Origin of the sequence: Actinophytocola sp. (assembly GCF_049647105.1) — a bacterium.
GTDB lineage: Bacteria > Actinomycetota > Actinomycetes > Mycobacteriales > Pseudonocardiaceae > Actinophytocola.
In genome coordinates, this window is record NZ_JBARWZ010000229.1 from 25,160 (window position 1) to 49,209 (window position 24,050).

The 24,050-nt window shown below is 67.9% G+C and carries 18 protein-coding genes; 7 read left to right on the forward strand and 11 right to left on the reverse strand.

Features of this window, described 5'->3' with window-relative positions; translation table 11 throughout:
* Nucleotides 1–7: 7 nt before the first annotated feature.
* On the reverse strand, nucleotides 8–943 hold the full coding sequence (locus WBA97_RS27290; RefSeq protein ID WP_424233790.1) for a hypothetical protein: 936 nt from the start codon (nucleotides 941–943) through the stop codon (nucleotides 8–10).
* A gap of 200 nt (nucleotides 944–1,143) precedes the next feature.
* Here WBA97_RS27290 and WBA97_RS27295 point away from each other — a divergent pair, with 200 nt between their 5' ends.
* Nucleotides 1,144–1,308, forward strand: coding sequence for a hypothetical protein (locus tag WBA97_RS27295; protein WP_424233791.1), 165 nt, complete (start codon nucleotides 1,144–1,146; stop codon nucleotides 1,306–1,308).
* A gap of 99 nt (nucleotides 1,309–1,407) precedes the next feature.
* On the opposite strand, the gene WBA97_RS27300 is transcribed toward WBA97_RS27295, so the two are convergent.
* Complete coding sequence (locus tag WBA97_RS27300) at nucleotides 1,408–4,503, reverse strand: BTAD domain-containing putative transcriptional regulator (RefSeq protein WP_424233792.1); 3,096 nt, start codon at nucleotides 4,501–4,503, stop codon at nucleotides 1,408–1,410.
* Nucleotides 4,504–4,821: 318 nt separating this feature from the next.
* Here WBA97_RS27300 and WBA97_RS27305 point away from each other — a divergent pair, with 318 nt between their 5' ends.
* The 3 genes from WBA97_RS27305 to WBA97_RS27315 all read left to right on the forward strand — a co-directional run bounded on the left by WBA97_RS27305 (nucleotide 4,822) and on the right by WBA97_RS27315 (nucleotide 7,034).
* The gene (locus tag WBA97_RS27305) at nucleotides 4,822–5,628 is read left to right on the forward strand and encodes a winged helix-turn-helix transcriptional regulator (RefSeq protein ID WP_424233793.1); all 807 of its coding nucleotides are present in this window, start codon (nucleotides 4,822–4,824) and stop codon (nucleotides 5,626–5,628) included.
* Nucleotides 5,629–5,806: 178 nt separating this feature from the next.
* Complete coding sequence (locus WBA97_RS27310) at nucleotides 5,807–6,379, forward strand: hypothetical protein (RefSeq protein WP_424233794.1); 573 nt, start codon at nucleotides 5,807–5,809, stop codon at nucleotides 6,377–6,379.
* Entirely contained in the window at nucleotides 6,372–7,034 is a 663-nt protein-coding gene (locus WBA97_RS27315; RefSeq protein WP_424233795.1) for a DUF6239 family natural product biosynthesis protein, read from the forward strand. Before WBA97_RS27310 ends, WBA97_RS27315 begins: the two co-directional genes overlap by 8 nt.
* Nucleotides 7,035–7,308: 274 nt before the next feature.
* Here the strand turns inward: WBA97_RS27315 and WBA97_RS27320 are convergent, their stop codons facing one another.
* The 3 genes from WBA97_RS27320 to fxlM all read right to left on the reverse strand — a co-directional run bounded on the left by WBA97_RS27320 (nucleotide 7,309) and on the right by fxlM (nucleotide 10,871).
* On the reverse strand, nucleotides 7,309–7,506 hold the full coding sequence (locus WBA97_RS27320) for a hypothetical protein (RefSeq protein ID WP_424233796.1): 198 nt from the start codon (nucleotides 7,504–7,506) through the stop codon (nucleotides 7,309–7,311).
* 138 nt (nucleotides 7,507–7,644) lie between these two features.
* Nucleotides 7,645–9,048, reverse strand: a complete 1,404-nt coding sequence (locus tag WBA97_RS27325) for a cation:proton antiporter (protein WP_424233797.1) — start codon at nucleotides 9,046–9,048, stop codon at nucleotides 7,645–7,647.
* Nucleotides 9,049–9,566: 518 nt separating this feature from the next.
* The gene (gene fxlM / locus WBA97_RS27330; protein ID WP_424233798.1) at nucleotides 9,567–10,871 is read right to left on the reverse strand and encodes a methyltransferase, FxLD system; all 1,305 of its coding nucleotides are present in this window, start codon (nucleotides 10,869–10,871) and stop codon (nucleotides 9,567–9,569) included.
* A 247-nt stretch (nucleotides 10,872–11,118) separates the two neighbouring features.
* Here fxlM and WBA97_RS27335 point away from each other — a divergent pair, with 247 nt between their 5' ends.
* Nucleotides 11,119–12,531: a multicopper oxidase family protein gene (locus tag WBA97_RS27335; RefSeq protein WP_424233799.1), complete on the forward strand. Its 1,413-nt coding sequence runs from the start codon at nucleotides 11,119–11,121 to the stop codon at nucleotides 12,529–12,531.
* Nucleotides 12,532–12,589: 58 nt separating this feature from the next.
* Here the strand turns inward: WBA97_RS27335 and WBA97_RS27340 are convergent, their stop codons facing one another.
* The 3 genes from WBA97_RS27340 to WBA97_RS27350 form a co-directional block, all read right to left on the reverse strand.
* Nucleotides 12,590–14,764: a molybdopterin-dependent oxidoreductase gene (locus tag WBA97_RS27340; protein ID WP_424233800.1), complete on the reverse strand. Its 2,175-nt coding sequence runs from the start codon at nucleotides 14,762–14,764 to the stop codon at nucleotides 12,590–12,592.
* A gap of 88 nt (nucleotides 14,765–14,852) precedes the next feature.
* Complete coding sequence (locus WBA97_RS27345) at nucleotides 14,853–16,322, reverse strand: FAD-dependent oxidoreductase (protein ID WP_424233801.1); 1,470 nt, start codon at nucleotides 16,320–16,322, stop codon at nucleotides 14,853–14,855.
* Between the two features lie 214 nt (nucleotides 16,323–16,536).
* Nucleotides 16,537–18,141, reverse strand: a complete 1,605-nt coding sequence (locus WBA97_RS27350; protein WP_424233802.1) for a flavin-containing monooxygenase — start codon at nucleotides 18,139–18,141, stop codon at nucleotides 16,537–16,539.
* A gap of 209 nt (nucleotides 18,142–18,350) precedes the next feature.
* Between WBA97_RS27350 and WBA97_RS27355 the strand changes: the two genes are divergently transcribed.
* Entirely contained in the window at nucleotides 18,351–19,391 is a 1,041-nt protein-coding gene (locus WBA97_RS27355) for an alpha/beta fold hydrolase (protein ID WP_424233803.1), read from the forward strand.
* A 56-nt stretch (nucleotides 19,392–19,447) separates the two neighbouring features.
* Here WBA97_RS27355 and WBA97_RS27360 read toward each other — a convergent pair whose 3' ends face one another.
* Nucleotides 19,448–21,004 (reverse strand): 4-hydroxyphenylacetate 3-hydroxylase family protein, encoded by a 1,557-nt coding sequence (locus tag WBA97_RS27360; RefSeq protein ID WP_424233804.1) that lies wholly within the window; start codon nucleotides 21,002–21,004, stop codon nucleotides 19,448–19,450.
* Nucleotides 21,001–22,257 (reverse strand): acyl-CoA dehydrogenase family protein, encoded by a 1,257-nt coding sequence (locus WBA97_RS27365; RefSeq protein WP_424233805.1) that lies wholly within the window; start codon nucleotides 22,255–22,257, stop codon nucleotides 21,001–21,003. Before WBA97_RS27365 ends, WBA97_RS27360 begins: the two co-directional genes overlap by 4 nt.
* A gap of 249 nt (nucleotides 22,258–22,506) precedes the next feature.
* On the opposite strand from WBA97_RS27365, the gene WBA97_RS27370 reads away from it, so the two are divergent.
* Nucleotides 22,507–23,220: a DUF2306 domain-containing protein gene (locus tag WBA97_RS27370; protein ID WP_424233806.1), complete on the forward strand. Its 714-nt coding sequence runs from the start codon at nucleotides 22,507–22,509 to the stop codon at nucleotides 23,218–23,220.
* A gap of 56 nt (nucleotides 23,221–23,276) precedes the next feature.
* Here WBA97_RS27370 and WBA97_RS27375 read toward each other — a convergent pair whose 3' ends face one another.
* Nucleotides 23,277–24,032 (reverse strand): DUF899 family protein, encoded by a 756-nt coding sequence (locus tag WBA97_RS27375; protein ID WP_424233807.1) that lies wholly within the window; start codon nucleotides 24,030–24,032, stop codon nucleotides 23,277–23,279.
* Between the last annotated feature and the right edge of the window lie 18 nt (nucleotides 24,033–24,050).

The window sequence follows — 24,050 nt, forward strand, 5'->3', positions numbered from 1 at the left end:
GAGGTGGTCATGCCGTCACCCGCTCGCCGAGACCGCAGCGCACGGCGGTCTTGGCGATCACGTGGGCGAGGGGGGTGTTCGGCACGTTCGTGCTCAGCAGCTCGACGACGACGATGTCGTCCTGCTGCTCGCGGCCAGGGCGGGAGCCGGCGAGCAGCAGGCCGAGATCCGCCGCGATCTCGGGCGGCCTGGCGTGCCCGCCCGCCCACATCGCGCCGGAGGTCGAGTGCGTCAGGTGCCGGGCGACGACGTGACGGTCGGGGTACTCCGGCAGCAGAGCGAGGTCGTCGACGTAGACCTGGTCGACCTGGTCGACCAGACTGGTCGGCAGGTCGTGTCCCGAGGCGTTCACCAGCACGGTGCCGCGCACCAGTTGGTTGACGCCTGCCTGCTCGGTGCCGTCGACCAGCGCGTCCTCGCTCACCGCGATCACCAGGTTGGCGCCGAAGAGCGAGTCGGCCAGCTTCGTCCCCACGGACAGTCCGATGCCTGCGAGGTCGAGCTGGTCGAGCAGCCGGGGCTCGAGCTCGCCGGCCTCGGTCTTGTCGGTGATGCGCATGGCGACGTGCACGATGTCGGGCACGTGCTCGACGAGGATGGCGAGCTGCGACTGGGTCTCGTGCCGGGTGCCGAGCATCGCGACCGTGATGCCGCCAGGCGGAAGCAGCTCACGCGTGGCGAGTGCGGAAAGCGCGGCGGCGTGGACCATCCGCAGCGCCGTGGCCGGCATCGCGCAGCTCAGGCCGAGGGACTGGTCCTCGGCGAGGACGTACTCACCCTCGCGGTCGCCCCACGGCACAAGCAGGCAGTCGGGCTTCCTGTCCTGGTCCGGGTGGTTGATCGCACGCTTGATCAGGACCTCGGCGAGTACCGCGACCGGGTCGAGGGTCTCGAGAGTGCGCCACACATCGTCTGCGTCGAGTCGCAGGACCGTCTCGGCCATCGCGCTCGCCTCTCCATCTTGCCCATCCTGACGCTGGCAAATCTTCCGGAGGTCTCTTCTTCCGCTCCATCGATCCGCTATCGACGGGCGATAGCGGGCGGTTAACCCGTGAAATGTCAACGCAAAGCGAGGCGTCGTTGACTGGTTCTCGAGCAGGAACACTGCGATTCGAGAAACACACTGGGTCAAGGGGAAAAATCATGTTCCGTCTGCAGAAGATTGCCGCCACCACGCTCGTCACGTTGGCCGCCGCCGCCGGATTGCTGGTGGTCGCCGGGCCGATCGCCGCCTTAGGTCAGGACAACGCGGTGAACAGCGAGGTGTCCGTGCTCGCGGACTCGCCATGGGATGCGCCGAAGCCCTGAACAGACCGGCACTGATCGGTGACAGGGCTCTGGCCCGGTGACAATGGCGCCGTTTCCGCGGTCATCGCGGAAATGGCGCCATTCGTATTTCCGGTGTGTTCAGCCGATGCTGTTGACGACGTGCGGGAACAGCGTCGCCTTGACCGCGTCCAGTTCCGAGGACAACCGTTCCGCCTCCTTGGAGTCGGTTCGGGTGAGCAACGCGTCGGCCTGTTCGAGCTCCTGCCACGCGAGGTCGAGTTCGCCTGCGCCCTGGTGCACGTCGGACATGAGGATCAGCGCCTTCGCGTGCCACACCGTCGAGCCGAGCTCGGCGAAGAGCCGGCATGCCTCGGTCAGGTGCTCCAGCCCCGTCTCGCCGTTGCCCCTGGCGAGCGCGATCTCCCCGAGCGCGTACAGGGACTGGGCCTCGATGAGGCGCTCACCGACCCGCCCCGCGAGCGAATGGGCGTGCTGCAGCGTGGACTTCGCGTTGTCCAGCCTGCCGGTCCGCAGCCGCACCACCCCCACCCCGTACAGCGCGTGCGCCTCACCGATCCGGTCGCCGATGTTGCGCACGATCAGCAGCACCCTGTTCAGTGCCCGGTGTGCCTCGTTCACCTGGTTCTCACCGAGGTACAGCTCGGCGAACCGGATGACCACCTGTGCCTCGCCACGCAGGTAGTTGACCCGGCGGGTGCACTCGAGCGCCTTCTCGAGCAGCTCACGCGCGTGGTCGGTGTTGCCCTCGTCGATCCGCAGCTTCGCGAGACTGCGCAGGATGCCCGCCTCGCCGACCGGGTCCCCGACCTCGCGCATCAACCGCAGCGCCTCGTGGTATTTGGTGAGCATCGCCGTTGAACGGCCGCGCAGCCGGTCGACCATGGCCGAGTTGCGCAGCACCAGTGCGCAACCGTGCATCTCACCGTCGGCGCGGAAGATCTCCAGTGCGGCGGCGAAGCGTTCCTCGGCCGCCTCGAGTCTGCGCTGCGACATCGACATCGAACCCAGCGAGTACAGCATCGCCGCGCGCCCCCGCCGGTTGCCCGCCCTCGTGGTCGCCTCGAGCGCCACCTCCGAGGTCTCCCGCCAGTCGTCGTAGTAGCCCTTCACCTCGAACAGCGTCACCGCGGTCAGCGCGAGGTCCCAGCACAGCTCGTCCTCGCCCATCTCCGCCGCGAGGCGCACCGCGGCCACGAGCGAGCGGCGCTCCGATCTCAGCCACTCCATGGGGTCGTCGATGTCGTGGTCGCCGCCACCTGCCGGGCGCCAGCGCGGTCCCGAGCCGTGCAGGATCGTGTAGTCGCCGCCGTACTCCTTGCCGTGCGCGTCCTCCGCCTTCGCGAGCAGCGCGCCGATCAGCCTGACCATCGCGGCGTCACGGTCCTCCGCAGGCTCCTCTTCCTTGAGCCGTTCCTGGGCGTACACCCGGATGAGGTCGTGGAAGCGGTAGCGCGGGTGCTCGCCGGGATAGGCGACGGTGTCGAGCAGCTGGGTCTCGACGAGGTGCTCGAGCACCTCCTCGGCGTCGAAGGGGTCGCAGTCGAGCAGCGCGGCCGCCGTCCAGCCCGCGAAGTCCGCGGTGGGTACCACGGAGAAGAGGCGAAACAGCTGCTTGGCATCGTTTTCGAGTACCCGGTAGGTCAACCCGATGCTCGACCGGAGCTCCAGACCGCGGTAGGTCAGCTCGTCGAGGCGCCGTGCGGTGTTGCGCAGCCGCGCCACCAGGACGTCCAGCCGCCAGTGCGGGCGGGAGGCGAGCCGGGCGCCCGCGATCCGCATGGCGAGCGGCAGCCTGCCGCAGAAGTCGACCAGCTCGATCGCCGCGTCGGTCTCCGCTGCCATCCGCTCCGGACCGATGATCTTGGTGAGCATCTCCAGTGACAGGGCCACGTCCATCGGGTGGATGGCGATCAGGTGCGCCCCTGGCAGCCCGCTGAGCGGTGACCGGCTGGTGACGATCACCGCGCAGCCCGAGCCCGCGGGCAGCAGGGGGATGACCTCCTCCTCGCTACTCGCCCCGTCCAGCACGATCAGCACCCGCAGGTTCGCCAGCCTGCTGCGGTACATGTCCGCTTTCTCCTCGGCGTCCGCCGGGATGCTGTTGCCGTCGACGCCGAGCGCGCGCAGGAACCGGTCGAGGACGTCCTGTACCCGGCCGGTGCCGGACGGCGCCTCCAGATCGGCGAACAGGTGGCCGTCCGGGTAGACCTCCCGTAGCTCGTGGGCCGCGCGGATGGCGAGCGTGGACTTGCCGACGCCGCCCTTCCCGGAGATCGCCACGATCCGGATGCCGAGACGGGAGTCCTGCTCGTCGCCGGATAACGCTTGCCTGATCTCGGCGAGCTGTTCGTCCCGGCCGGTGAAGTCGGCGATGCTGGCCGGCAGCCTGCGGGGCATGGCCCGAGGTCTTTCCTCCCGTGCCGGTGCACCCGCGTCCCTGGGCAGTGCCCTGGGGCCGGTGTCAGGGAGATCGAGTTCCGGCATCCGGTTCAAGATCGAGGTTTCGAGCTCCTGCAAGCCTTTTCCCGGCTCGATGCCGAGCTCCTCGACCAGGACGGTCCGCGCCCGCCTGCACACCTCGAGCGCCTCCGCCTGCCGCCCGGAGCGGTACAGGGCGAGCATGAGGAACTCGTAGAGCCGTTCCCGCAACGGATGTTCCTCGACCAGCGTGGTCAGCTCGCCGACCACCTCCTCGTGCCTGCCGAGGGTGAGGTCGAGTTGGAGGCGCTCCATGACGGCGGTCAGCCTGGCGTGCTCCAGCTGGTCCGCACCTCGGCGGATGAGATCGCTGTGCAGGTCGGCGAGCGCGTTGCCGCGCCACAGGTCCAGCGCGGTGCGCAGGGTCGCGACCGCCTCGGAACAGCGCCCGGCACCCGAGTGTGCCCGCGCGGTCGTGACCAGCGACGTGAACTGCTCGGTGTCCAGTTCGTCCGGCGGCACATCGAGCTGGTATCCGGGGCTGCGGGTCCGGATGCGCATCGCGTCGTTCGAGTCGAGAAAGATCTTGCGCAGCGTGGAAACGCAGATCTGGACCTGCGCGCGTGCGGTGGTCGGCGGCGCCGTGTTCCACACGGCGTCGATGAGCTGTTCGACTGGTACGACCCGGTTCGCGTTGAGTGCCAGCATGGCCAGCACCACCCGCTGGCGCGGCCCGCCCAGATCGATTTCCCGTCCGTGGTTGGACAGGGTCAGCGGGCCCATGAGTCGTAACACCAGCACCTCCCCCAAGCGCGTCCGCGCCGTACCGAGCTGGACGCGCGAAGCCGGGGTCAATTCACCGCTGTGATCCAACTCACGGCGCTGACCACTTGTCCGAGAGTAACCCACGGGACTCGCAAACAGTAGCTGGTCGAATACTCATCGACAGTGCGTGACCAGGGCCGGTGTGCGAAACGGCACGCGCGGAGATGCGGGTGGCAGCCGCCGTCGAGAGGATGGGACAACACGTACCGACTGTCGCTGCTTGGCGCGAAACCGTGGACTCCCTTCGGTTTCCGCGTCCGGTGAGCGGGGGAGATTGGACGCTGGGCCATGACCGAATCGAACTGGAAGGTGGTCGTCGACCGCGACCGCCTGACGATCTCCAGCGACGCCTACACGTTCACGACCAGCGGGACGGACCCCATGCACCTCGAGGCGGTCGTCGCCGACCTGCAGAGTGCGGTGCGGGGTACGTACGGCCAGTATTGTGGCCTGTCCCGGGCTGCCGAAATGGTGGGGGAGCGGTGGGGTTTCCTGATCGTGCGCGACCTCCTGGCAGGCCCGAAGTCCGCTGAGGACCTGTACACCGGCTTGCCGCTCATGTCGGCGAAACTGGTGACCAGGCGGCTGAAGGAGATGGAGTACAGCGGGATCGTCCAGCCGATCGACAAGGACACCACCGACAGCGAGCGGGTGCGGTACGAACTCACCGAGTACGGCCGCGAGCTGGAGGAGGCGGTGCTCGCCTTCGGTCGTTGGGGCGCCGCGAGTCTGGCGACGCCCCGTCCCGAGGACATCGTCACCGACTCGTCCCTGATGATCGCGTTGAAGGCGACGTTCCTGCCGGACGTGGCGCGCGGCGTGCGGCTGAGCTACGAACTGCGCATCGCCGACGAACACGTGCTCAACGTGCGCATCGACGACGGCAAACTCGACGTCGGCGCGGGTCCGTTGCCTGACGCGGATGCCAAGCTGGATCTGGGTTTCCTGCTGCTCGCGCTGATGAGCGGCGAGATGACCGCGGACGATGTCCTGGCCACCGGCCAGGTGCGCGTCGAAGGTGATCCCACGCTGCTCGGAAGTTTCGTGGAGATGTTCCAGCTGCCAAGACTGCATGCGCCGAAGGCGATGGCCTGATACGGCCGGTGCCGGAACAGCGGCCGAATGACGACCGACCGGCGGCCGAACGACAGCCGACCGGCGGCCGACCGGCGGCCGTCAGTTTGGTCCGTCGAGCCGATGGCCTATGGTCTCGCTCACATGGCAGGCTCGGAATCACTGTTGGGAACACCTTCTGTTACAAGGATTTGAGGCCATGACGACGTCTGTTGACACGGATCGATGGTTAGGGCCTGGTGGCAGGCTCAACACCCGGTATCACAAGGCCGGGGTGATGGTGTTCCTCGTTGTCGTGATCGGGCACTGGGCCGAACACCTCACGCAGGCCTACCAGATTTACGTGCTTGGCTGGCCGCGTCCGGAGGCCGGTGGCGTGCTCGGGCTGGCGTTCCCGGTGCTGGTCACCTCCGAGTGGCTGCACTACGGGTACGCCATCGTGATGCTGGTGGCGTTCGTGATCCTGCGGCACGGTTTCGTCGGCAGGTCAAGGACATGGTGGAACACCGCCATGTGGATCCAGGTATGGCACCACTTCGAACACCTGCTGCTCCTCCTGCAGGCGTTGACCGGCGCGAACCTGATGGGCGCCAAGGTGCCGACGAGTATCGCGCAGCTCGCGTTTCCGAGGGTGGAGCTGCACCTGTTCTACAACGCCATCGTGTTCGTCCCGATGGTGGTGGCGATGATCCTTCACATGAGGCCGAAACCGGCCGAGGCAGCGCTGATGCGGTGTTCGTGTGCGCGGATACCCGTGCCGGCCGGTGCCTGAGGTGCTCCAGCACGCCGTGCCCGCCGTCCTGCTCGCGCAGGGCGGCGGGCACGGCCATGTGCTCACCGTCGGGGTGAGCATCGGCCCGCTCGTGTTGCGGATCGCCCTGCTGGCGGTGATTCCCGTCGTCGCGGGATACGGCCTGATGCGTGGGTTCCTGACCGAACCCGGTCGCCGGGGCCAGGCCGCCGTGATCGGATGCGCGGGCGGCGGCGCCGTGCTGGTGCTCATGCTTTCCGGTGGTCTGAACCTGTCGGAGCGGCTGGTGCCGCTACTGCTCGCGCTGCTCACCGTCCCCCTCTACCTCGCGCTCTCCAGCGACCCCCGGTTCGCGCCCGCCGTCCACCTCGCGCGGCGATTCGCGCCGTGGGTCTTCTGGCCCGCGGCGGCCCTCGCGGCCGACCAGTTCGCCAGGGCCTGGCTCGCCGGCGCGGGGCCAGTGCGCACCGCGACCCTGCTGCACACGGGGGTGGTGCTCGCACTCGTCGCGATGGCATGGTTCGCGGTGTCCCGCACCAGACGCCGCGCGGGCACGGTGGGGGTGCGGCTCGGCGCCGCGGTGCTGGGAATGGTGCTCATGGCGGGCGCCGCGCAGGCCACCGTGCTGCTGCGCGCGGCCGATCCGGTGCCCGGCGTGGCAACCGTGGCGGAGTAAGACAGTCGCGAAAAGACAAGCCCGGATCCACCGGTTGCGTTTTGTCTCACCGGTTTGCCTCCGGCGGCTCCTCGCCGGAGCGCCAGGTCGACGGGATGGCAGGGATCCCCTTGTGGGTGAAGGGCTTGCGCCTCGGGGACCCGATGTCCCGAAAGGCGGGCTTTCGGGACGCTCAACGCCCTTGAAAGGCGCTTTCGGGACATCGCGCCTGTCCGCCATTTCTGACGGGGACACCGCGGGGCCGGGCGCTCCGCGCCCGGCCCCGCGAAGCGGTTCAGGCCGCGTCGCGGAGTTGGCGGCGTGCTTCCTCGTCTGCGGCGATGTCGGCCAGTACGTCGGCCCAGACGATGCCCCTTGCGAGGTTCGTGTGGGTCGTGGGGTGCAGTTCCTCGACGACGCTCAGCCTTGCGACCGGGTTCTCCTCGTCGTTCGTCGCGGTGCGCTCGCGGGGTAGTCCGTCGAACTGGGGCACGGCTGTTCACTCCTTCGTCGGTGAGTTCGAGTTGTTTCGCGCTCTGCCCGGTACTGCTGAAGAGCACCACAGCTATGAGAAAACCCTCACATTTGTCACCCGGCATGGCATCTCTGGCGTTGCGGGTTCACCGGTGGTTCAGCGTCGCTCTTTCGAAACAGACATGACCAGCGACACCCTTTTCTCATCGTGCTTCTGGAACCAGCTGGCCAGTGGTGAGGTCATCGCGGTGGAGACCAGCGCCATGATCACCAGCATTGTGAACATGGTCGGCGACAGCACGCCGAGGTCAAGTCCGATGTTCAGCACCACCAACTCCGTGAGGCCACGGCAGTTCATCAGCGAGCCGATCTGCATCGACCGGTTCCAGGTCTCGCCGACGCTACGCGCGGCGAGCGCGGCGCCACCGAGCTTGCCGATCACGGCCACCACGAGAATGGCGCCACACCACAGCCACAGCGTGGCATCGCCTGCCAGGAGGCCCATGTCGGTGCGTAGTCCGCTGTAGGCGAAGAACAGCGGCAGCATCAACGCGGTGGTGAGGCCACCGGTGTTCTCGTGCAGCCAGGTCTCGATCGCGTTGCCGCGCGGGAACACCAGTCCGAAGAGGAACGCGCCGAACATCGCGTGCACGCCGATCCACTCGGTGGCCATCGCACACAGCAGCACGCCGACCAGTGCCAGTGGTGCCATGCGCCGCAACGTCGAGTTGTCGGACCGGTTGACGAGCCTGGTCATCAGCGGGCGGAACACCAGGAACAGCACCGCGGTGAACACCGCGGTCAGCGCGATGGTCACCAGGACGCCCGCGAGCGACGACGCGGTGACGAGCGCGACCACCAGCGCGAGCAGGCACCACGCGGTGACGTCGTCGACCACCGCGCACGTCAGCGCGACCACCCCGGCCTCACTGCGGAACATGCCGGTGTCCTTCAGGATCCGGACCAGCACCGGCAGCGCGGTCACACTCAGCGAAACACCGATGAACAGTGCGAAAGCCAGGTAGCTGATGCCCTGTGGGGCAAACCTGACATAGGCGGCGATGGCGAGCCCGACGCCGAGCACGAACGGCACCGCGATGCTGACGTGGCTGACCACCACGGCCAGATGTCCCCTGCCGCGCAACAACTTCGTGTTCAGCTCGAGTCCGGTCAGGAACACGAACAGCACGACTCCCACCTGTGCCAGCACATTCAGCTGGGGCAGGATCGCGGGAGGGATCAGCGCGGCCGCACCTTCCGGCCACGCCGCACCGAGCACCGACGGGCCGAGCACGATGCCCGCGCCGATCTCGCCGATCACCGGCGGCTGGCCGACCCGCCGCAGCAGCCATCCTGCCGCCTTGCACGCGGCGACCACCGCCGCGATCGCCAGCAACAGCTGCGCCAGCGGGTGCCCGGCGACGGCCTCCACCGCCGGCGCGCCGGTGTTCGAGCCGCTGTCCCCGGTGAGCAGCACGATGCTGAGCATGACGGGTACCACGACCAGCAGTGCGTAGATACCGACGACGCGCCGTGCCGTGCCGAATTTGCGTTCCGCCATCGAAAATCTCCCGTCAGGCGTGACATTCGGTTCGTGACGAAGACCTGTCGATTTATCGTCCCGCTATTGTCGCGCGAGATTTACCCAGGCGACCTCTCTGGTATTGCCGTTTGCGGCCACCCTTCTCCGACAATGCGATCGTCGCCGCACGGCAAGTGGTGAGGCGTGCCCGTCCCGGTCGCGCCTCCCGCCGCGCGGTCACCCTGACGCTGACGTCTCGCTGGCGGCCGGGCACATCGACGACTTCCTGAAGGGCCACCGCCGACACCCTCGACTCCGTACGCCTGATCAGTGACGGGTACCGCTGTCCACTCCGGACACCTACACGATCTTCCTGGAGATCATCGAGCGGGCGGGCGCGAGCACGTTCGGCGGCTCGAACACCAAGAACCTCTACCAGGCAGTCGAGACACAGCGCGACAAGTGCGGGAACTGACGAGCGTGCCCAGCGTCGGCACGCGGCAGAGCAAGCCGCCAACACGGCAGACGCCGAGGGGCCGCCGGTGCGCTGACCGCGGTCAGGGTGTGGCGACCATGCGGACGTGGTGCTTGTCGATGACCACGCCGGTGGGCAGAGTCTCGTCGGCCGTTGCGGCGGGGTAGGCGGTGATGACGGGCTGGGCGGTGCGGTCGCGGTCGAAGCGGCGGATCTGCTCGACCAGCCGCTCGGCGAGTTGGGCGGCGGCGGGGCCGTGGCCGGTGGCGCCGAGTTCGTAACGGCGTTCGCCGTCGTGGTCGATGGGGCGAGGCTTGGCGAGGTAGGCCAGGGAGTCGCCCTCGACGATCGCGGGCGTGCGGTAGGCGAAGGCGGGGCGGCAGAGCCCGGCTTCGACGGCCTCGTCCTCGGCGTCGAGGCGGCAGGTGCCGGGTTCGGTGGCGGTCAGCCACAGCCAGATGTGGTCGAAGGGCTCGCCTGCGACCACGGAGGTGCCAGACCACACGGTGGTCTCGGGTCCGGTGAACACCTCGTGCAGGGCGGCCGGGTCGATGTTCTGGTCGGTGTCCCAGTACAGGGCGACGTTCTCGACGATGGTGTCGGTCTGCTCGCCGGTGGGCACGATGCCGATCATGGGGATGAACCCGCAGAGCTGGCTGTTGGTGGCGCGCAGGTGGGTGTCGTGGCGGGTGAAGGCGACGCTGCGGGCCTGACCGCGCCAGTGCAGCGGGACCACGAGGGTGCCGCCGGGGGCGAGCTGGTCGAACCAGGCCGGGGGCAGGTCCCACGGCCCGACGGTGACGATGATCTTGTTGTAGGGGGCGTGGTCGGGTGCGCCGAGGGCGCCGTCGCCGGTGACGATCCGTACCCGGTCGTAGCCGGTGTCGGTCAGGGTGTGGCGGGCGTGGTCGGTGACGTCGGGGTGGATGTCGACGGTGGTGACGTTGCCGGTCGGTCCGACGAGTTCGGCGAGGAGGGCGGCGTTGTATCCGGTTCCGGCGCCGATTTCCAGCACGTGATCACCGGGCTGCGGGTCGAGCTGGCCGAGCATCATCGCCACCACCGTGGGCACGGAGATGCAGCTGGCGGGCCGGTCCTTGCCGGGCTTGATGGTGATCGCCTTGTTGGCGTACGCCTCCTCGATCGAGGCGGCGGGCACGAACCGGTGCCGGGGGACGGCGCGGAACGCTTGCTCGATGCGCTCGGAGGGCAGGTGACCGGCGGTGCGGATGTGGTTGATCATCTGCTCGCGCAGGTCCTCGGGGCGGGTGCTGGTGGCGTTGGTCATCCGGTTCCTTTCCGTGTGCGGGGTGGTGAGCAGGCAGAGATCCCAGCCGGTGCCCGCGGGTAGATCGGTGAGCGCGATTCCGGCGTCGCCCTCCAGCATCCCGCTCACCTCCGACAGTTCTCGAGCGACCTGGGTGCGGCGGGTGCTGCGGGCGCCTCGTTGGTTTGCGTGGCTCGTCCGATTCTCGCGTTTCCCGCACGTTCGGAGATGTTCGAGGCTCTCCTCCCAGCGGACGATCGCTCTATGTGATGAAGGAGCGCCCAAACGGGTGGTCCATGACGGAGGAGGACCAATGTTGAACCGAAGGCGATTACTCACCGTGGGGGGAATGACTGCGGGGGGTGTAGTGGGTGGCGTCTTGCTGCTGCCACCGGGGCCCAAAGCGGCGACGAGTCCCGGCGCCGCGGGCCATACCGAACATGCCCCGGACATCGAGCGGGTGGCAGGCACTCGGACGATCAGTCCGGGCACCCGGTTCTCCCGGCGGATGCCGGTACCGCGTGAGCTGACCCCTCGGCGCCGCGACGGCGTCGACGTCTACCAGGTCCCCATCAAGCCCGGCGAGGCCGAGATCATGGCCGGGCACCCCACCCCCGTGCGCACCTACGGCGGCCAGTTCATCGGGCCCACGATCCGTGCCAGGACCGGCACCCCGGTGCGGATCACGTTCGGCAACCAGCTCGACGTGCCTGCCAACGTGCATCTGCACGGCGCGCACGTGCCGCAGGGCAGCGACGGCCATCCGATGGACACCATCGCGCCAGGTCAGAGTCGCGCCTACGACTACCCGAACAACCAGCAGGGCGCGACCCTCTGGTACCACGACCACTCCCACCACCTCGAGGCCGAGAACATCTACAAGGGCCTGCACGGCTTCTACATCATCGAGGACCCGGCGGAGATCAGCCTCGGGCTGCCCACCGGTGAGTTCGACGTGCCGATCATGCTCCGCGACGTGCAGCTCGACGCGAACGGCGATCTCGTCTTTCCACCCTCCGTCCTGGGCGGCACGATCCTGGCCAACGGTGTGGAGACCCCCAACTTCCCGGTGGCCGCGCGCAAGTACCGGTTCCGGTTGCTCAACGCGGGCAACGACCTGATCCTCCGCCTGACGCTCGGCGGCCTTCAGATGACGCAGATCGCCTCCGACGGTGGCCTGCTGCCAACACCGGTGCGACGGTCCGAGATCGTGCTCGGCTCCGCGGAGCGGGTGGACATCGTGGTCGACTTCTCCCGGCAGCCGATCGGCTCGCAGTTCGTGCTCAACAGCGCGAACGGGCCGGTGCTGCGGTTCGACGTGACGCGCACGGCCGTCGACCGCAGCCGGGTGCCCGCCCGGCTCCGGGCCCTGCCCGCGCTCGCCACCGCGACCGTCGAGCGCGACGTCTCGATGCGGTTCGACCTGTCGGGGCCGGAACCGGTCGGGCTCGTCAACGAGCAGGCCTACGACCCGAACCGGGTGGACTTCGTGATCAAGCGCGGCACCACGGAGATCTGGCGGATCCGCAACGACGACACCGAGTTCGGCATCCCCCACACGTTCCACCTGCACCTCGAGCAGTTCCGGGTGCTCGACCGCGACGGCGCCCCGCCCGGGCCGGACGACGCGGGGCGCAAGGACACGGTGTTCGTCGCGCCGGGGGAGACGGTCCGGATCCAGGTCACCTTCACCGAGCAGCTCGGCAGGTACGCCTACCACTGCCACTACGTCTACCACTCGGCGATCGGCATGATGGCCCAGATGGAGATCGTCCCGTAGCTGTCGTTGAACAAGGGACGGTCGGGCAATCCGTTGCCTGACCGTCCCTTGTCTCGTGTCATGCCTGGTGCGGGCTGACGGTGACCGGGACGCCGTTGAACACCGCGTTGCCGGACGGGACGTCCACGACGAGTTCGTTGGTCAGCGCGTTCGCGTTGACACCCGCGTGCTCGGCCGCGACCCGCTGCTTGCCGCCCGCGTGCCCCCACCCGTGCGGGAGGCTCACGACGCCGGGCATGACCACGTCGGTCGGTTCGACATCGACGACCAGCTCGGACACGGCCGAGCGCACGATCGCACGCGCACCCAGCCCCAGCCTGGCGACGTCGGCCGGGTTGACGTGCAGCGTGCACGTGTTGCTGCCGCCAACGAGGGATTTCACGTTGTGCAGCCAGCTGTTGTTGGACCGCAGCTGGCGCCGCCCGATCAGCAGCACGTCCGGGACGGGCTCGGCCGCCTTGGCGCGCAACCGGTCCAGGTCGGACACGATCGGCTCCGGGGTCAGCTCCACCCTGCCCGACCGCGTGACCAGCAGCTCCTTCAGCCGCGGCTCCAGCGGGCCGAGGTCGATGCCGTGCGGGCTCTCCTTCAGCTTCGCGAGGGACAGGCCGTACTGACCGAACTTGAGCAACGTGTCCAGGATCTGCTCCCGGGAGTTGTCGCCCTCGATCGTGGCCCGCAGCACCTCGACGTCCATGCCCTCGACCGGCGAGCCGGGCATCTGCGTGGCGCCGGTCAGCAGCTGGTTGATGAACATCTCGTCGACACCGGCCGGGTCGGCACCCGCGCCGGCACCCGCCGCGATCAGCACCAGCCGGCCAAGGATCTCCTCCTCAGAGCGCTGGTCATCGTCGAGCGGCAGGACCGCGGGGGAGTAGCGGGTGTAGTTCCGCACCATCACGAGCTGCATCAGGAAGTCGTAGTGCGCGGCCTGCAGCATGCGCGGCGGCGGCAGGATCACCGTGGCGTGCCTGGTGGTCTCGTTGAGGTAGGGGTCGACGCAGACCATGAAGTCCAGCCGGTCGAACGCATCCCCGAGCCGTGGCCCGTTGGGCGCCGCGATCACCTGGTTGGCCCCGATGTTGATCAGCGCCCTGACCTGGCCGTCGCCGGGGGTCTCGATCTCGTCCGCCAGCGTGGCCGTCGGCAGCTCGCCGAGCACCTCGGGGAAACCCCTGACACGGCTGCGCCAGCGGCCCCACTCGAACGGCTGCCCGGTGCGGAACACCTCGAGCGCGGCGGTCTTCGCGAACATGGTCCCGCCGGGGTTGTCCAGGTTGCCGGTCAGGATGTTGATCACGTCGACGAGCCACTGGGTCAGCGTGCCGAACTCCACGACGGATCCGCCCATGCGCGAGTACACGGCGGCCGTCGGCGCCGCGGCCAGCTCGCGGGCGATCCGCGCGATGTCGGCGGCGGGCACGCCGCAGATCCGCTCCGCCGCCTCGGGAGTGAAGTCCTTCGTCAGCGCGCGGAGCTCGTCGAGGCCGTCGACGTCGAGGGTGACCGTGGCGAGGTCCTCTTCGAGCAGTGTGTGGACGATGCCCAGCAGCAGCAACGGATCCGTGCCCGGCCGGACGAAGAAGTGCTCGTCGGCGGTCTCCGCGGTGCGGGTGCGGCGCGGGTCGACCACGACCAGCTTGCCGCCACGCTTGCGCAGCGCCCGCAGGCGCCCTGGCATGTCGGGGGCGCAGAACAGGGAACCGTGTGACTCCATCGGGTTCGCGCCGATGACCAGGAAGTAGTCGGTCCGGTCGATGTCCGGAACGGCGATCGCGAACGGGTCGCCGTAGAGGTGCCCGCACGCGACGTGCTTCGGCATGTGGTCGATGGTGCCGGACGAGTAGACGTTCTTGGACGCCAGCGACTGGATCAACGGCACGCGGTACAGGAACCCGGCCATCGTGTGGTAGGTCGGGTTGCCGAAGTAGACGGCGACGGCGTCGCGGCCGTACTTCTCGATGACGCCGGTGATGCCGCGCTCGACAGCCTGGAACGCCTCGTCCCAGGAGACCTCCCGCCACTGTTCGCCTTCGCGGATCATGGGGTGGCGCAGGCGGTCCGGGTCCTCGTCGAGGCGGCCGATACTCGCGCCCTTGGGGCAGATGTAGCCGCCGGTGAACGGGTCCTCGGTGTCACCGCGCACCTTCGTGACACGGCCGGCGGGGTCGAGGTCGATCTTCAGGCCGCATACGGAGTCACAGATGGGACATGTTCGGTGCGCGGTGGTCATCGGCTCTCCAGTGGTGGGATCGCCCGTACGGGCACGGCCACGGGCATCCCGGCGGGACACCCGTGGCCGATGTGGACGGTTGGTGCGGTCATGCCGCCTTCGGCAGCTCGGCGGGCTCGCCGATCGCGGGCTCGACACCCGCGGCCACCTCGAACACGAACGGCTGCCTGCTTTCCTTTGACGGACCGAACAACGACTTCCACAGCACCTTCAGCGCGAAGCCCGGCTTCATCAGCGCCTCCGGCTTCTGGACGAGGCCCGCGGTCTTGAAGTACGCGGCGGTGATGTTGCCGTCGTGGGTCGCGGCGATCTGCACCCGCCGCAGGAACCAGTTGCCCATGCGAACCTGGAACGTGCGGTCGCCCTGCACGCCCGGCAGGCTCAGGTCGATCATGTTGGTCATCTCCCACGCCTGGTCGATGGCGTCCGTCGCCAGGTCGCGGAAGTAGTCCTGCGGCACGGGTGCGGCACCGCTGTGCAAGTGCTGGCGGATGACCAGCGCGCACAGCGCGGCGACGCTCATGCCCTGTGCGTACACGGGGTTGAACGTGGTGACCGCGTCACCGGTGACCAGCAGGCCCTCGGGGAAGCGGCGCAGCTTGTGGTAGTGGCGGCGCAGAGTCGTCGGGAACTTGAACGGCATCGCCTTGTCCACCGGGTCCGCGTACCGCAGCGTCTCGTAGACATCCTTGGCAGGCAACGACTTCAGCCACGCCATGAGGCCATCGTAGTCGGTGGGCGGGTGGTCGCCGAGGATGCCGTAGGTGGTCAGCTCCACCTTGCCGTCCTCGACCAGGAAGAAGACGTTGCCCCGGGGTGCGCCCGCGTGCGCGATCTGGTTGATCGCCACGTCGTTGACGAACCCGTTGGCGCCCTTACGCAGCCGGAAGTGCTGCGTGACGTAGCCGAGGTCGATCTTCTTGCGCTCCTCGAACGGCTTCTCGTAGCCGAGCTGTTCGAGCCAGACCGGGGTCCGCGAGCCGCGGCCGGTGGCGTCGACCACCAGGTCGGCCTCGATGACCTTGTCGGTGTCCGTGCCGCGTTCCTGCACCCGTGCCCCGGTGACCCGGGACTTGTCGGCCGTCGTCGTGAGCCCGAGGATGTCGTGCTCCTCGATGAACGACACGTTCGGGATCTGCTGCACCCGCTCGCGGATGAAGTACTCGAACAGCGGCCGGACCACGCCGAGGGTGGTCAGGCCAGCGTGCTGCTGCTTGAGGCGGTTGCCCCTTGCGTACCAGCGGCAGCTGCCGGACAGGTCGCCGGACGGGACGCCGTAGTCGATCATCTCCTGCGTGAGTCCTGGGAAGAGCTCCTCCATCACCTGCACGCCACGTGCGAGCAGCCCGTTGGCCTGGTGGCTCTGCGGGCAGAACCGTCGCACGCCCTTGACCCCGACGAGCTTGTCACGGTCCACGATGTGGACCTCGTCGTAGGCGTCCGCGAGCACCCTGGCCGCAAACAGGCCGGCAATGCTGCCTCCCAGCACCACCGCGCGGGTCCCGGCATCCTGGCCCATCGCGGTCACCTCCTTGATTCCGTGGTTGACATTCCTCACGCGGGATCCAGTTCCTTTGCCGCGGTGTCGATCAAGTCGTCGCGCAGTGGAAAACCGATGTGAATTCGCTTGTACTGCAAGCCTCACACCGGCGGGCCTACGCGGCATCTCCGGCGTTGCGAAGTTCGGAAATCGTGCGGACAACGGGTTTGCGTGGCCTCAGTGCGGCTCGAAGGGGGTGATCCCAGTGCCGCGTCCTTCGGGGCGGTCAGGCTCAGTGCAGCTCGAATCCTTCGTAGCCGTTGCCGGCGACCTCGTCGCACTTCTGCCGGTAACCGACGACTCCGCCGACGTAGGGCATGAAGACCCTTGCCTTGCCGGGGACATTGGCGCCGATGTAGTAGGAGTCCGCTTTGGGGAACAGCGTCATGTCACCGACCGCGCGTACGTGGTCGGTCCACTCCTTCTCGGCGGTGTCGACCGCCTCGACCACGGAACGGCCGTTCGCCGCCACGTGGTCGATGAGATCGGAGATCCAGTCGACGTGCTGCTCGATCGAGAGGACCATGTTGCTGAGCACGGACGGGCTGCCGGGGCCGGTGATCGTGAACAGGTTCGGGAAGCCCGAGACCGCGAGACCGAGGTAGGTGCCGGGGCCGTCCTGCCACTTCTGCCGCAGCGACTGGTCCGCCTTGCCCGTGATGTCGATGTCGAGCAGTGCGCCGGTCATGGCGTCGAAGCCGGTGGCGATGACCAGGCTGTCGAACTCGTACTCGCTTGCGGTGGTGCGCACCCCGGTTTCCGTGATCTCGAGGATCTCCTCTTCCCTCAGGTCGACGAGGTGGACGTGGCCGAGGTTGTAGGTCTCGTAGTAGCCGGTGTCGAGGCAGGGGCGCTTCGTGCCGAACGGGTAGCCGCGCGGCTCGAGCTTCGCCGCCGTCGCCGGGTCGTCGACCTTGTCGCGGACCTGCGCCCGGATGAACTCCGCGGCCGTCTCGTTGGACTCCTCGTTGAAGATCAGGTCCGTGTACGCCTGGATGATCGCGTTCAGGTGCCCCCGGTCCCAGCCCTTCTGGTAAGCCGCCTGGCGTTCCTGTTCGGTCGCCTCGAGCGCCGACTGCGTCGGCATGTCCACCGCGATCCCGAAGATGGAGTTCCGCGCCGCTTCGCGGGCCTGCCGGTAGTTCGCCTTGATGTCGGCGACCCGCTCCTGGTCGATGGGCCCGTTGAACGCCGAGAGGACGAAGTTCGGCGTGCGCTGGAACACCGTCAGTTCGCCTGCCTGCTCGGCGAGATGCGGGATGGCCTGGATGCCGGACGAGCCGGTGCCGATCACGCCGAGCCGCTGCCCGCTGAAGTCCACGGGGCCCTCCGGCCACAGACCGGTGTGGTACCAGGGACCCGAGAACCGGTCCAGGCCGGGCACCTCCGGGAACTTCGGCACGGAGAGGCAGCCGGTCGCCATGACGCAGTACTGCGCGGACACCTCGTGCCCCTGGTCGGTGCGGACGATCCACCGGGACGTGTCCTCGTCGAAACTCGCCTGCGTCACCTTCGTCCGCAGGACCACGTCCTTACGCAGATCGTGACGATCGGCGACGTGCCGGATGTAGGCAAGAATCTCCGGCTGTCCCGCGTACTTCTCCGTCCACTCCCATTCCTGCTCCAGCTCGGGATCGAACGAGTACGAATAGTCCATGCTCTCCACATCGCACCGGGCCCCGGGGTACCTGTTCCAGTACCACGTTCCGCCGATGTCGGCACCCGCCTCGAAAACCTTGACCGACAGCCCCTTTTCGCGGAGTCTGTGGAGCATGTAGAGACCGGCGAAGCCGGCTCCCACCACAACAGCATCGAGTTCCTCGGCCGCACTGGCCATGTGAATCAATCCTCCCTAACCCAGGGTGGTACCAGGTACGCCTTGATCGCTGGGAGCGGGCGACAATACCGTGCCACCATGTTAACGACGGTCGACCATTCGACTTCCTTTCCCGTGCGGTGACCGCGAAACCACGCACTTGCGGACAAGACGCTCCGGATCGCCGGTGAGACAGTCATGTGCGGAACCATTCCCTTGGGAGGGTCACGATGGGTGCCGACTACTACACCGCAGAGGTGCAGGGGCCATACGAGCGTTTCGAGCTCGGTTCGTACACATTGGACAGTGGAGCCACGCTGCCGGAGGCGCGGCTTGCGTACCGGACGCACGGCAGCCTGAACGCGGCCAAGGACAACGCCGTGCTCGTCCCGCACATGTACTCCGGCACGTCGGCCTCGATGCAGGGGCTCATCGGCGAGGGGCGTGCGCTGGACCCGTCGCGGTACTTCATCATCCTGCCCGACCAGTTCGGCAGCGGCCTGTCCTCGTCGCCGAGCAACACCCCGGCGCCGTTCGACCGCGGCCACTTCCCGGCGGTGACCATCGCCGACGACGTGCGCGCACAGCACCGGCTGGTGACCGAACAGTTCGGGATCACCAGTCTGCACGCGGTGGTCGGCTGGTCGATGGGCGGCCAGCAGACCTACGAGTGGGCGGTGCGTCACCCGGAGATGGTGGCGCGGGCGGCCGTGTTCGCGGCGACCGCGAAGACCCCGGTGCAGAACCAGTTGTTCATCGATGTGCACAGCGAACTGCTGCGTTCGGATCCCGCGTTCGCGGACGGTTTCTACACCGACTCCGACGACGTGCACCTCGGCCTGAGCCGGCACGCGATGACCTTCTCCATGATGAGCACCACCTACGGCTTCTTCCGTGACGAGGTGTGGCGCCGGATCGGTTTCGCGGCGGTCGAGGAGTTCACGCTGGGCTTCATGCGTGGCCACTTCCAGCCGATGGACCCGAACAACCTGCTCCGCCAGGCGGCGAAGTGGCGCGACGCGGACGTGAGCCTGCAGACCGGCGGAGACATGAGGGCGGCGCTCGGCCGGATCACCGCCAGGTTCTACGTGTTCCCGTTCGGCGGCGACCTGTTCTTCCCGCCGGAGGACCACGAGCCCGACGTGGCCATGATCCGCGGCGCGCGACTGCGGGTGATCGACAGCCCGGTGGGGCACTTCACCATGTTCGGCCTGCTCCCCGAGGACGTGGCCGCCATCGACGACGCACTGGCGGAGGTCCTGAAGTCCTGAGTACACACGAAGAAGGGAGCCCGGCCGGTTGGCCGGGCTCCCTTCTTCGTGTGCGCTCAGCTGAGGAGGTCGCGGCCCATCTGGCCGAGTTGTTCGAAGGAGGCGAGGTCGGGTACCTGCCAGCCGTCCAGGTCGTACTCCGCGAGGCACTTGTCGACGAACGCCTTGTAGCCGTCGAGTTGCCCGTCGCTGACCTGACCCATCAGCAGTTCCACCCTGGTGTTCTCGTGGTTGCCGGTGTAGTTGCGTTCGTAGAGTTCGTGGCGGCCGCCGAATTCCGTGCCGACGGCGTCCCACAGGAGTTTCATCACCTTGACGCGTTCGACGGAGTCGATGCCGTGTGAGCCGCGCAGGTACTTGTCCAGGTACGGCCGGACCTCCGGGTTGTGGAAGTCCTTCGCACTGGAGTTGAGATAGATGAGTCCACTTGCGACATCCTGCAGAACGATCTCACGGAGCCGCGCGTACCCGAGCTGGGAGAACCACCGCCAGGCCGCCCCGTAGTTCGGGTTGGGGAGTACGGAGCCGTTTCGCCATGGCACTGGGTTGCGTGCGGCTGCGTCGGAGAGTCCCCAGAACAGGTTGCGCCAGGCGAGGACTTCGCCGAGTCGGGTTTGTACGCCGCGGAAGTCGCTGACGCCGGTGATCTCGAGTGCCTTGGCGAGCAGGCCCGCGAGGAACTCGAACTTCACCGCGAGGCGGGTGCAGCCGTGGAACCAGGCTCGCGAGTTGAAGCCCGAGTGCCCGGTGAACATGCCGACCTTGGCGACGTCGCCGTAGGTGAACACGTTCTCCCACGGGATGAGCACCTTGTCCATCACCAGAATGGTGTCGTTCTCGTCGAACCGGGACGACAACGGGTAGTCGAACGGGCTGCCGGTCAGCGTGGACGCGGCCGCGTAGGACTGGCGGCAGATCAGCTTCATCCCCCGCGCGCCCGTCGGCACGGTGGCCACGATGGCGAACTTGCGGTCCTTGATCGGCATCCCGGTATGGGTGACGAAGTTGTAGTGGGTCAGTGCGGAGCCGGTCGCGACGACCTTGGCACCGCTGACGATGACCCCGCTGTCGGTTTCGCGTTCCACGTGGACGAACACGTCGGCGACCTCGTCCGGTGGCCGGTTGCGGTCCACCGGCGGGTGCACGAAGGCATGGTTCCAGTACAGGACTTTTTCCTGGGACTCGCGGTACCAGCGCCTGGCGTTGTCGGCGAAGGGATTGTAGAAGTCGGCGTTGGCCTGGAGCGTACCGAGGAACGCCGCCTTGTGTTCCGGGCTGCGGCCCAGGTAGCTGTAGCTCAGCCGGCCCCACGCGGCGATGGCCTGCTGGTCGGCGACGAGGTCCTCTGCGCTGTGTGGGGTGGTGTAGAAGCGGTGGGTGTAGCCGGGGCGTCCGCCGTGGTCGGTGGCCGTGGTGAGCACGTCCCGATGCTCGGGGTCGTGCAACGCGTCGTAGAGCCGCGCGGTCATCCGCGCCGGGTTGTGGAACGCGGGGTGCTCTGTGACGTCCTTGACCCGCTCGCCGTAGAGGTAGATCTCCCGGTCGTCACGCAGGCTCTCGAGGTATTCGGCCCCTGTCAGCGGCCGGGTGGTTTCGTTCGTTGCGTCGCTCATTGGTCACCTGCCACGTCGAAGACCGTTTCGGCCAGCTGCCGGTTGGCCACCTTGCCGAGGAAGATGCTCACGCCGGCGTGGCTGTGCAGAGTGGACATGTCCCGCCAGATGCGTTCGAGGCGTTCACCCGTCCGCACGGCGCTCGATCCGGCGGTCGGGAACAGGTGGTCGGACACCGCGCTCCAGGACAGGCGGACGGCCTCCCGGCTGATCAACGACAGCCGGAGGTCCACTTCACGGGTGAACGCCGCCGATCCGCGTGCCGCGGTCTCGTGCCACTGCCGCACCGCGTCCGTCAGTGCCGCCCGCGCGGTGGCGATGCGGCCCGCGGCCTCGCCGTAGGACTGCTGGAAGTCGGGGTTCTGGGCGCGTGTCGTGATGGGTGGGTAGATCGTCATGCGATCGCGCATCAGCTGTTCGTAGGCCTCGAGGGCGCCGGTGGCCATGCCGACCGCCAGCGCGCCGTTCTGGAACTGGATCATGCTCAGCACACCGCCGCCGTACAGGGGGTTGCCGTGCAACTCGAGTCCCGGTGTGCCGTCGTGGACGGTTGCCAGGCCGATGTGGGTGCCGGGGAGTGCGTTGTGCGCGGGGATGTGGGCGTTCTCGATCTTGATGCTGTGTGACCCACTGCCTTTGAGGCCGAGCTGTGCGCCCCAGTCGTCCAGCCGCTCCCACTGGTTTCGTGGCACGGCGAACAACATCGGTGCGGGTGGCTCGCCTTCTTCGCCCGCGACGAGGGTGTGGCCGAGGAAATGGGTGGCGTAGGGGGAGCCGGAGCAGTAGCGGTGGACGCCGTCGACGATCCAGCCGCCGTCCTCGGCCTGCTGGGCGAACCCGACCGGACCGATGGTGCCGGGGCAGATGAAGTCGCCGCCCGCGAACAGCTCGTCCTGCGCTGCCTGGCTGAACAGGGTCGCGGCGACGTGGGCGTGGGAGGCGCCGAAGGTGTACATCCACGCCGTGGACGCGCAGCCGCGGGCGAGCGCGGTCACCACGCGCAGGTAGGTGTCGAGGCCGAACTCGTAGCCGCCGTACCGCCGGGGCACGAGCAGCCGGTAGAAGCCCGCGGCGAGGAACTCGTTGTGGGTGTCCAGTCCGTAGTACCCGCGTTGTTCGGTGTCCTGCTGCCGGTCGACGAGGTCGTCCGCGATGCGCTCCGCGCGGGCCACGACCTCCTCCGCCGTCAGTCCCGGCTCGGGCGGGGACGGGTAACCATCATCTGCGGGCAGGCTCCTGGCGGCGGCCGTCATGTCCTGGTCATCCCTTCCACGAACGTGAGTCACCGCCGAGCATCACACCCGAAACGCAACCCCCACATCCTCAGGAATGCGATTCGCGGACGCCGGAATACCGCACTGGAAAATGAGCAACGAACAAGATGCACAACCGGTACCGACGCGGCAGCCTCGAGTCGAAACATCCACGACTCGGAAGGTGTCGGACCTGATCCCGCTCCTGCGAAAGAACGCGCCGTGGCCCACCCGAGAGGAGCAACAGCTGTGACGTTGAACCTGGAAAGTGACAGCGATCAGAGGTCGCCTGAGCGCGCGCAGCCGCCACCGCGCGCAGGCAAGCCGTTCTGGCAGCGCCCGTGGGTGGCGCCACTGGCCGTCGCCGTGGTGGCCTACATCTACCTGGCGTCCGAGCCGTTCGTCGGGGTGCCGAAGGCGCAGGCGCCGCTGCAGCCGCACGAGAACTTTCCGCTCTACTACCCCCTGCTGATCGTCCACATGATCGCCGGCACGATCGCGATGCTGACGATGGTCCTGCAGGTGTGGCCGAAGCTGCGGCAGGAGCGTCCGAAGGTGCACCGGGTGAGCGGCCGGATCTACGTCGTCTCCGTGCTGGTCAGCGCGGGTCTGGGGTTCATCGTCGTCTGGTGGGCGCCGCAGGTCGGCAAGGTCGGGGCACTGAGCCTGTTGCTCTTCTGGTTCGTGACGACCATTGCCGCGTACCGCGCCGTTCGCCGGGGGGACCTCAACAAGCACCGCCGGTACATGCTGTACAGCTTCGCGGTCTCCGCGAACAACATGTGGGCCTTCTTCGCCCTGCTCCTGATACAGCGCTTTCAGATCCCGCTCGACATGGTGTACTACCAAGAGGCCGCTCGGTGGATTCCCTGGGTCGGCAACGTGATGCTGGTGCAGTGGTGGCTGTACCGCACCGCGCGCCGCCGGTCGCCGTCGCTGTCGGTCCAGATCAGCCGCGGCTGACGAGAGACATTCGCCGATCTACCGGGAACCGCGTTCCCGGTAGATCGGCGTAGCACTCAGTGGCGGTGGTCTGGCGAGGTGCCGAGGTCGTCGTCGCGGCCTGCCTCGATCCGAGGCCACTGGGCGGTCGGGCGGCCGTCCAGCTGGAACTGGCCACCTCGGGAACCCCAGCGCTGCGGCCAGCCGTCCGGCGAGTCCTCCCAGGTCTCCTGGCGGCCGTAGACGGTCCGGTCCAGCAGGCCGTACGACGGTGTCATCGCCTCGTTGCCTCGGCCGGTGGTCCAGTAGGTCTCGAAGACCCGGTCACCGTCGCGGACATAGCAGACCAGGATGCCGAAGTGGCGGTTCGCGACCAGTGGGCCAACGGCCGTCTGCGGCACCGAGTACCAGGGCATGGTCCAGCCCATGAAGTCGCGGTACCGGGAACTCACCTCGTACGGTCCCTCGCTGAAGATCGCGTAGCTCGCGTCCCGCGAGTGCAGGTAGGCCAGCTCGTTGACGTGGGAGACGTTGAAGGTGCAGCCCTCGCACTGGTTGGCGGCGGACTTGCCGGTGTGCCACATCTGGAAATAGGCGACCAGCTGGGACCGGCCGTCGAAGACGTCGAGCAACGACACCGGCCCGTCGGCACCGATCAGCTTCGTGGTCGCGTCGACTTCCACCATGGGCAACCGGCGTCGCTCCGCGGCCAGTGCGTCACCGGCTCGGGTATGGGCTTTCTCCTTGACCCGAAGCTCGTCGATCCTCGCCTGCCAGGTCTGACGATCGACGGCCTGCGGGAGTCGGTGGCTGGTTGCGATTGGCTCGGACACCCAGCATTTCTACCCCCG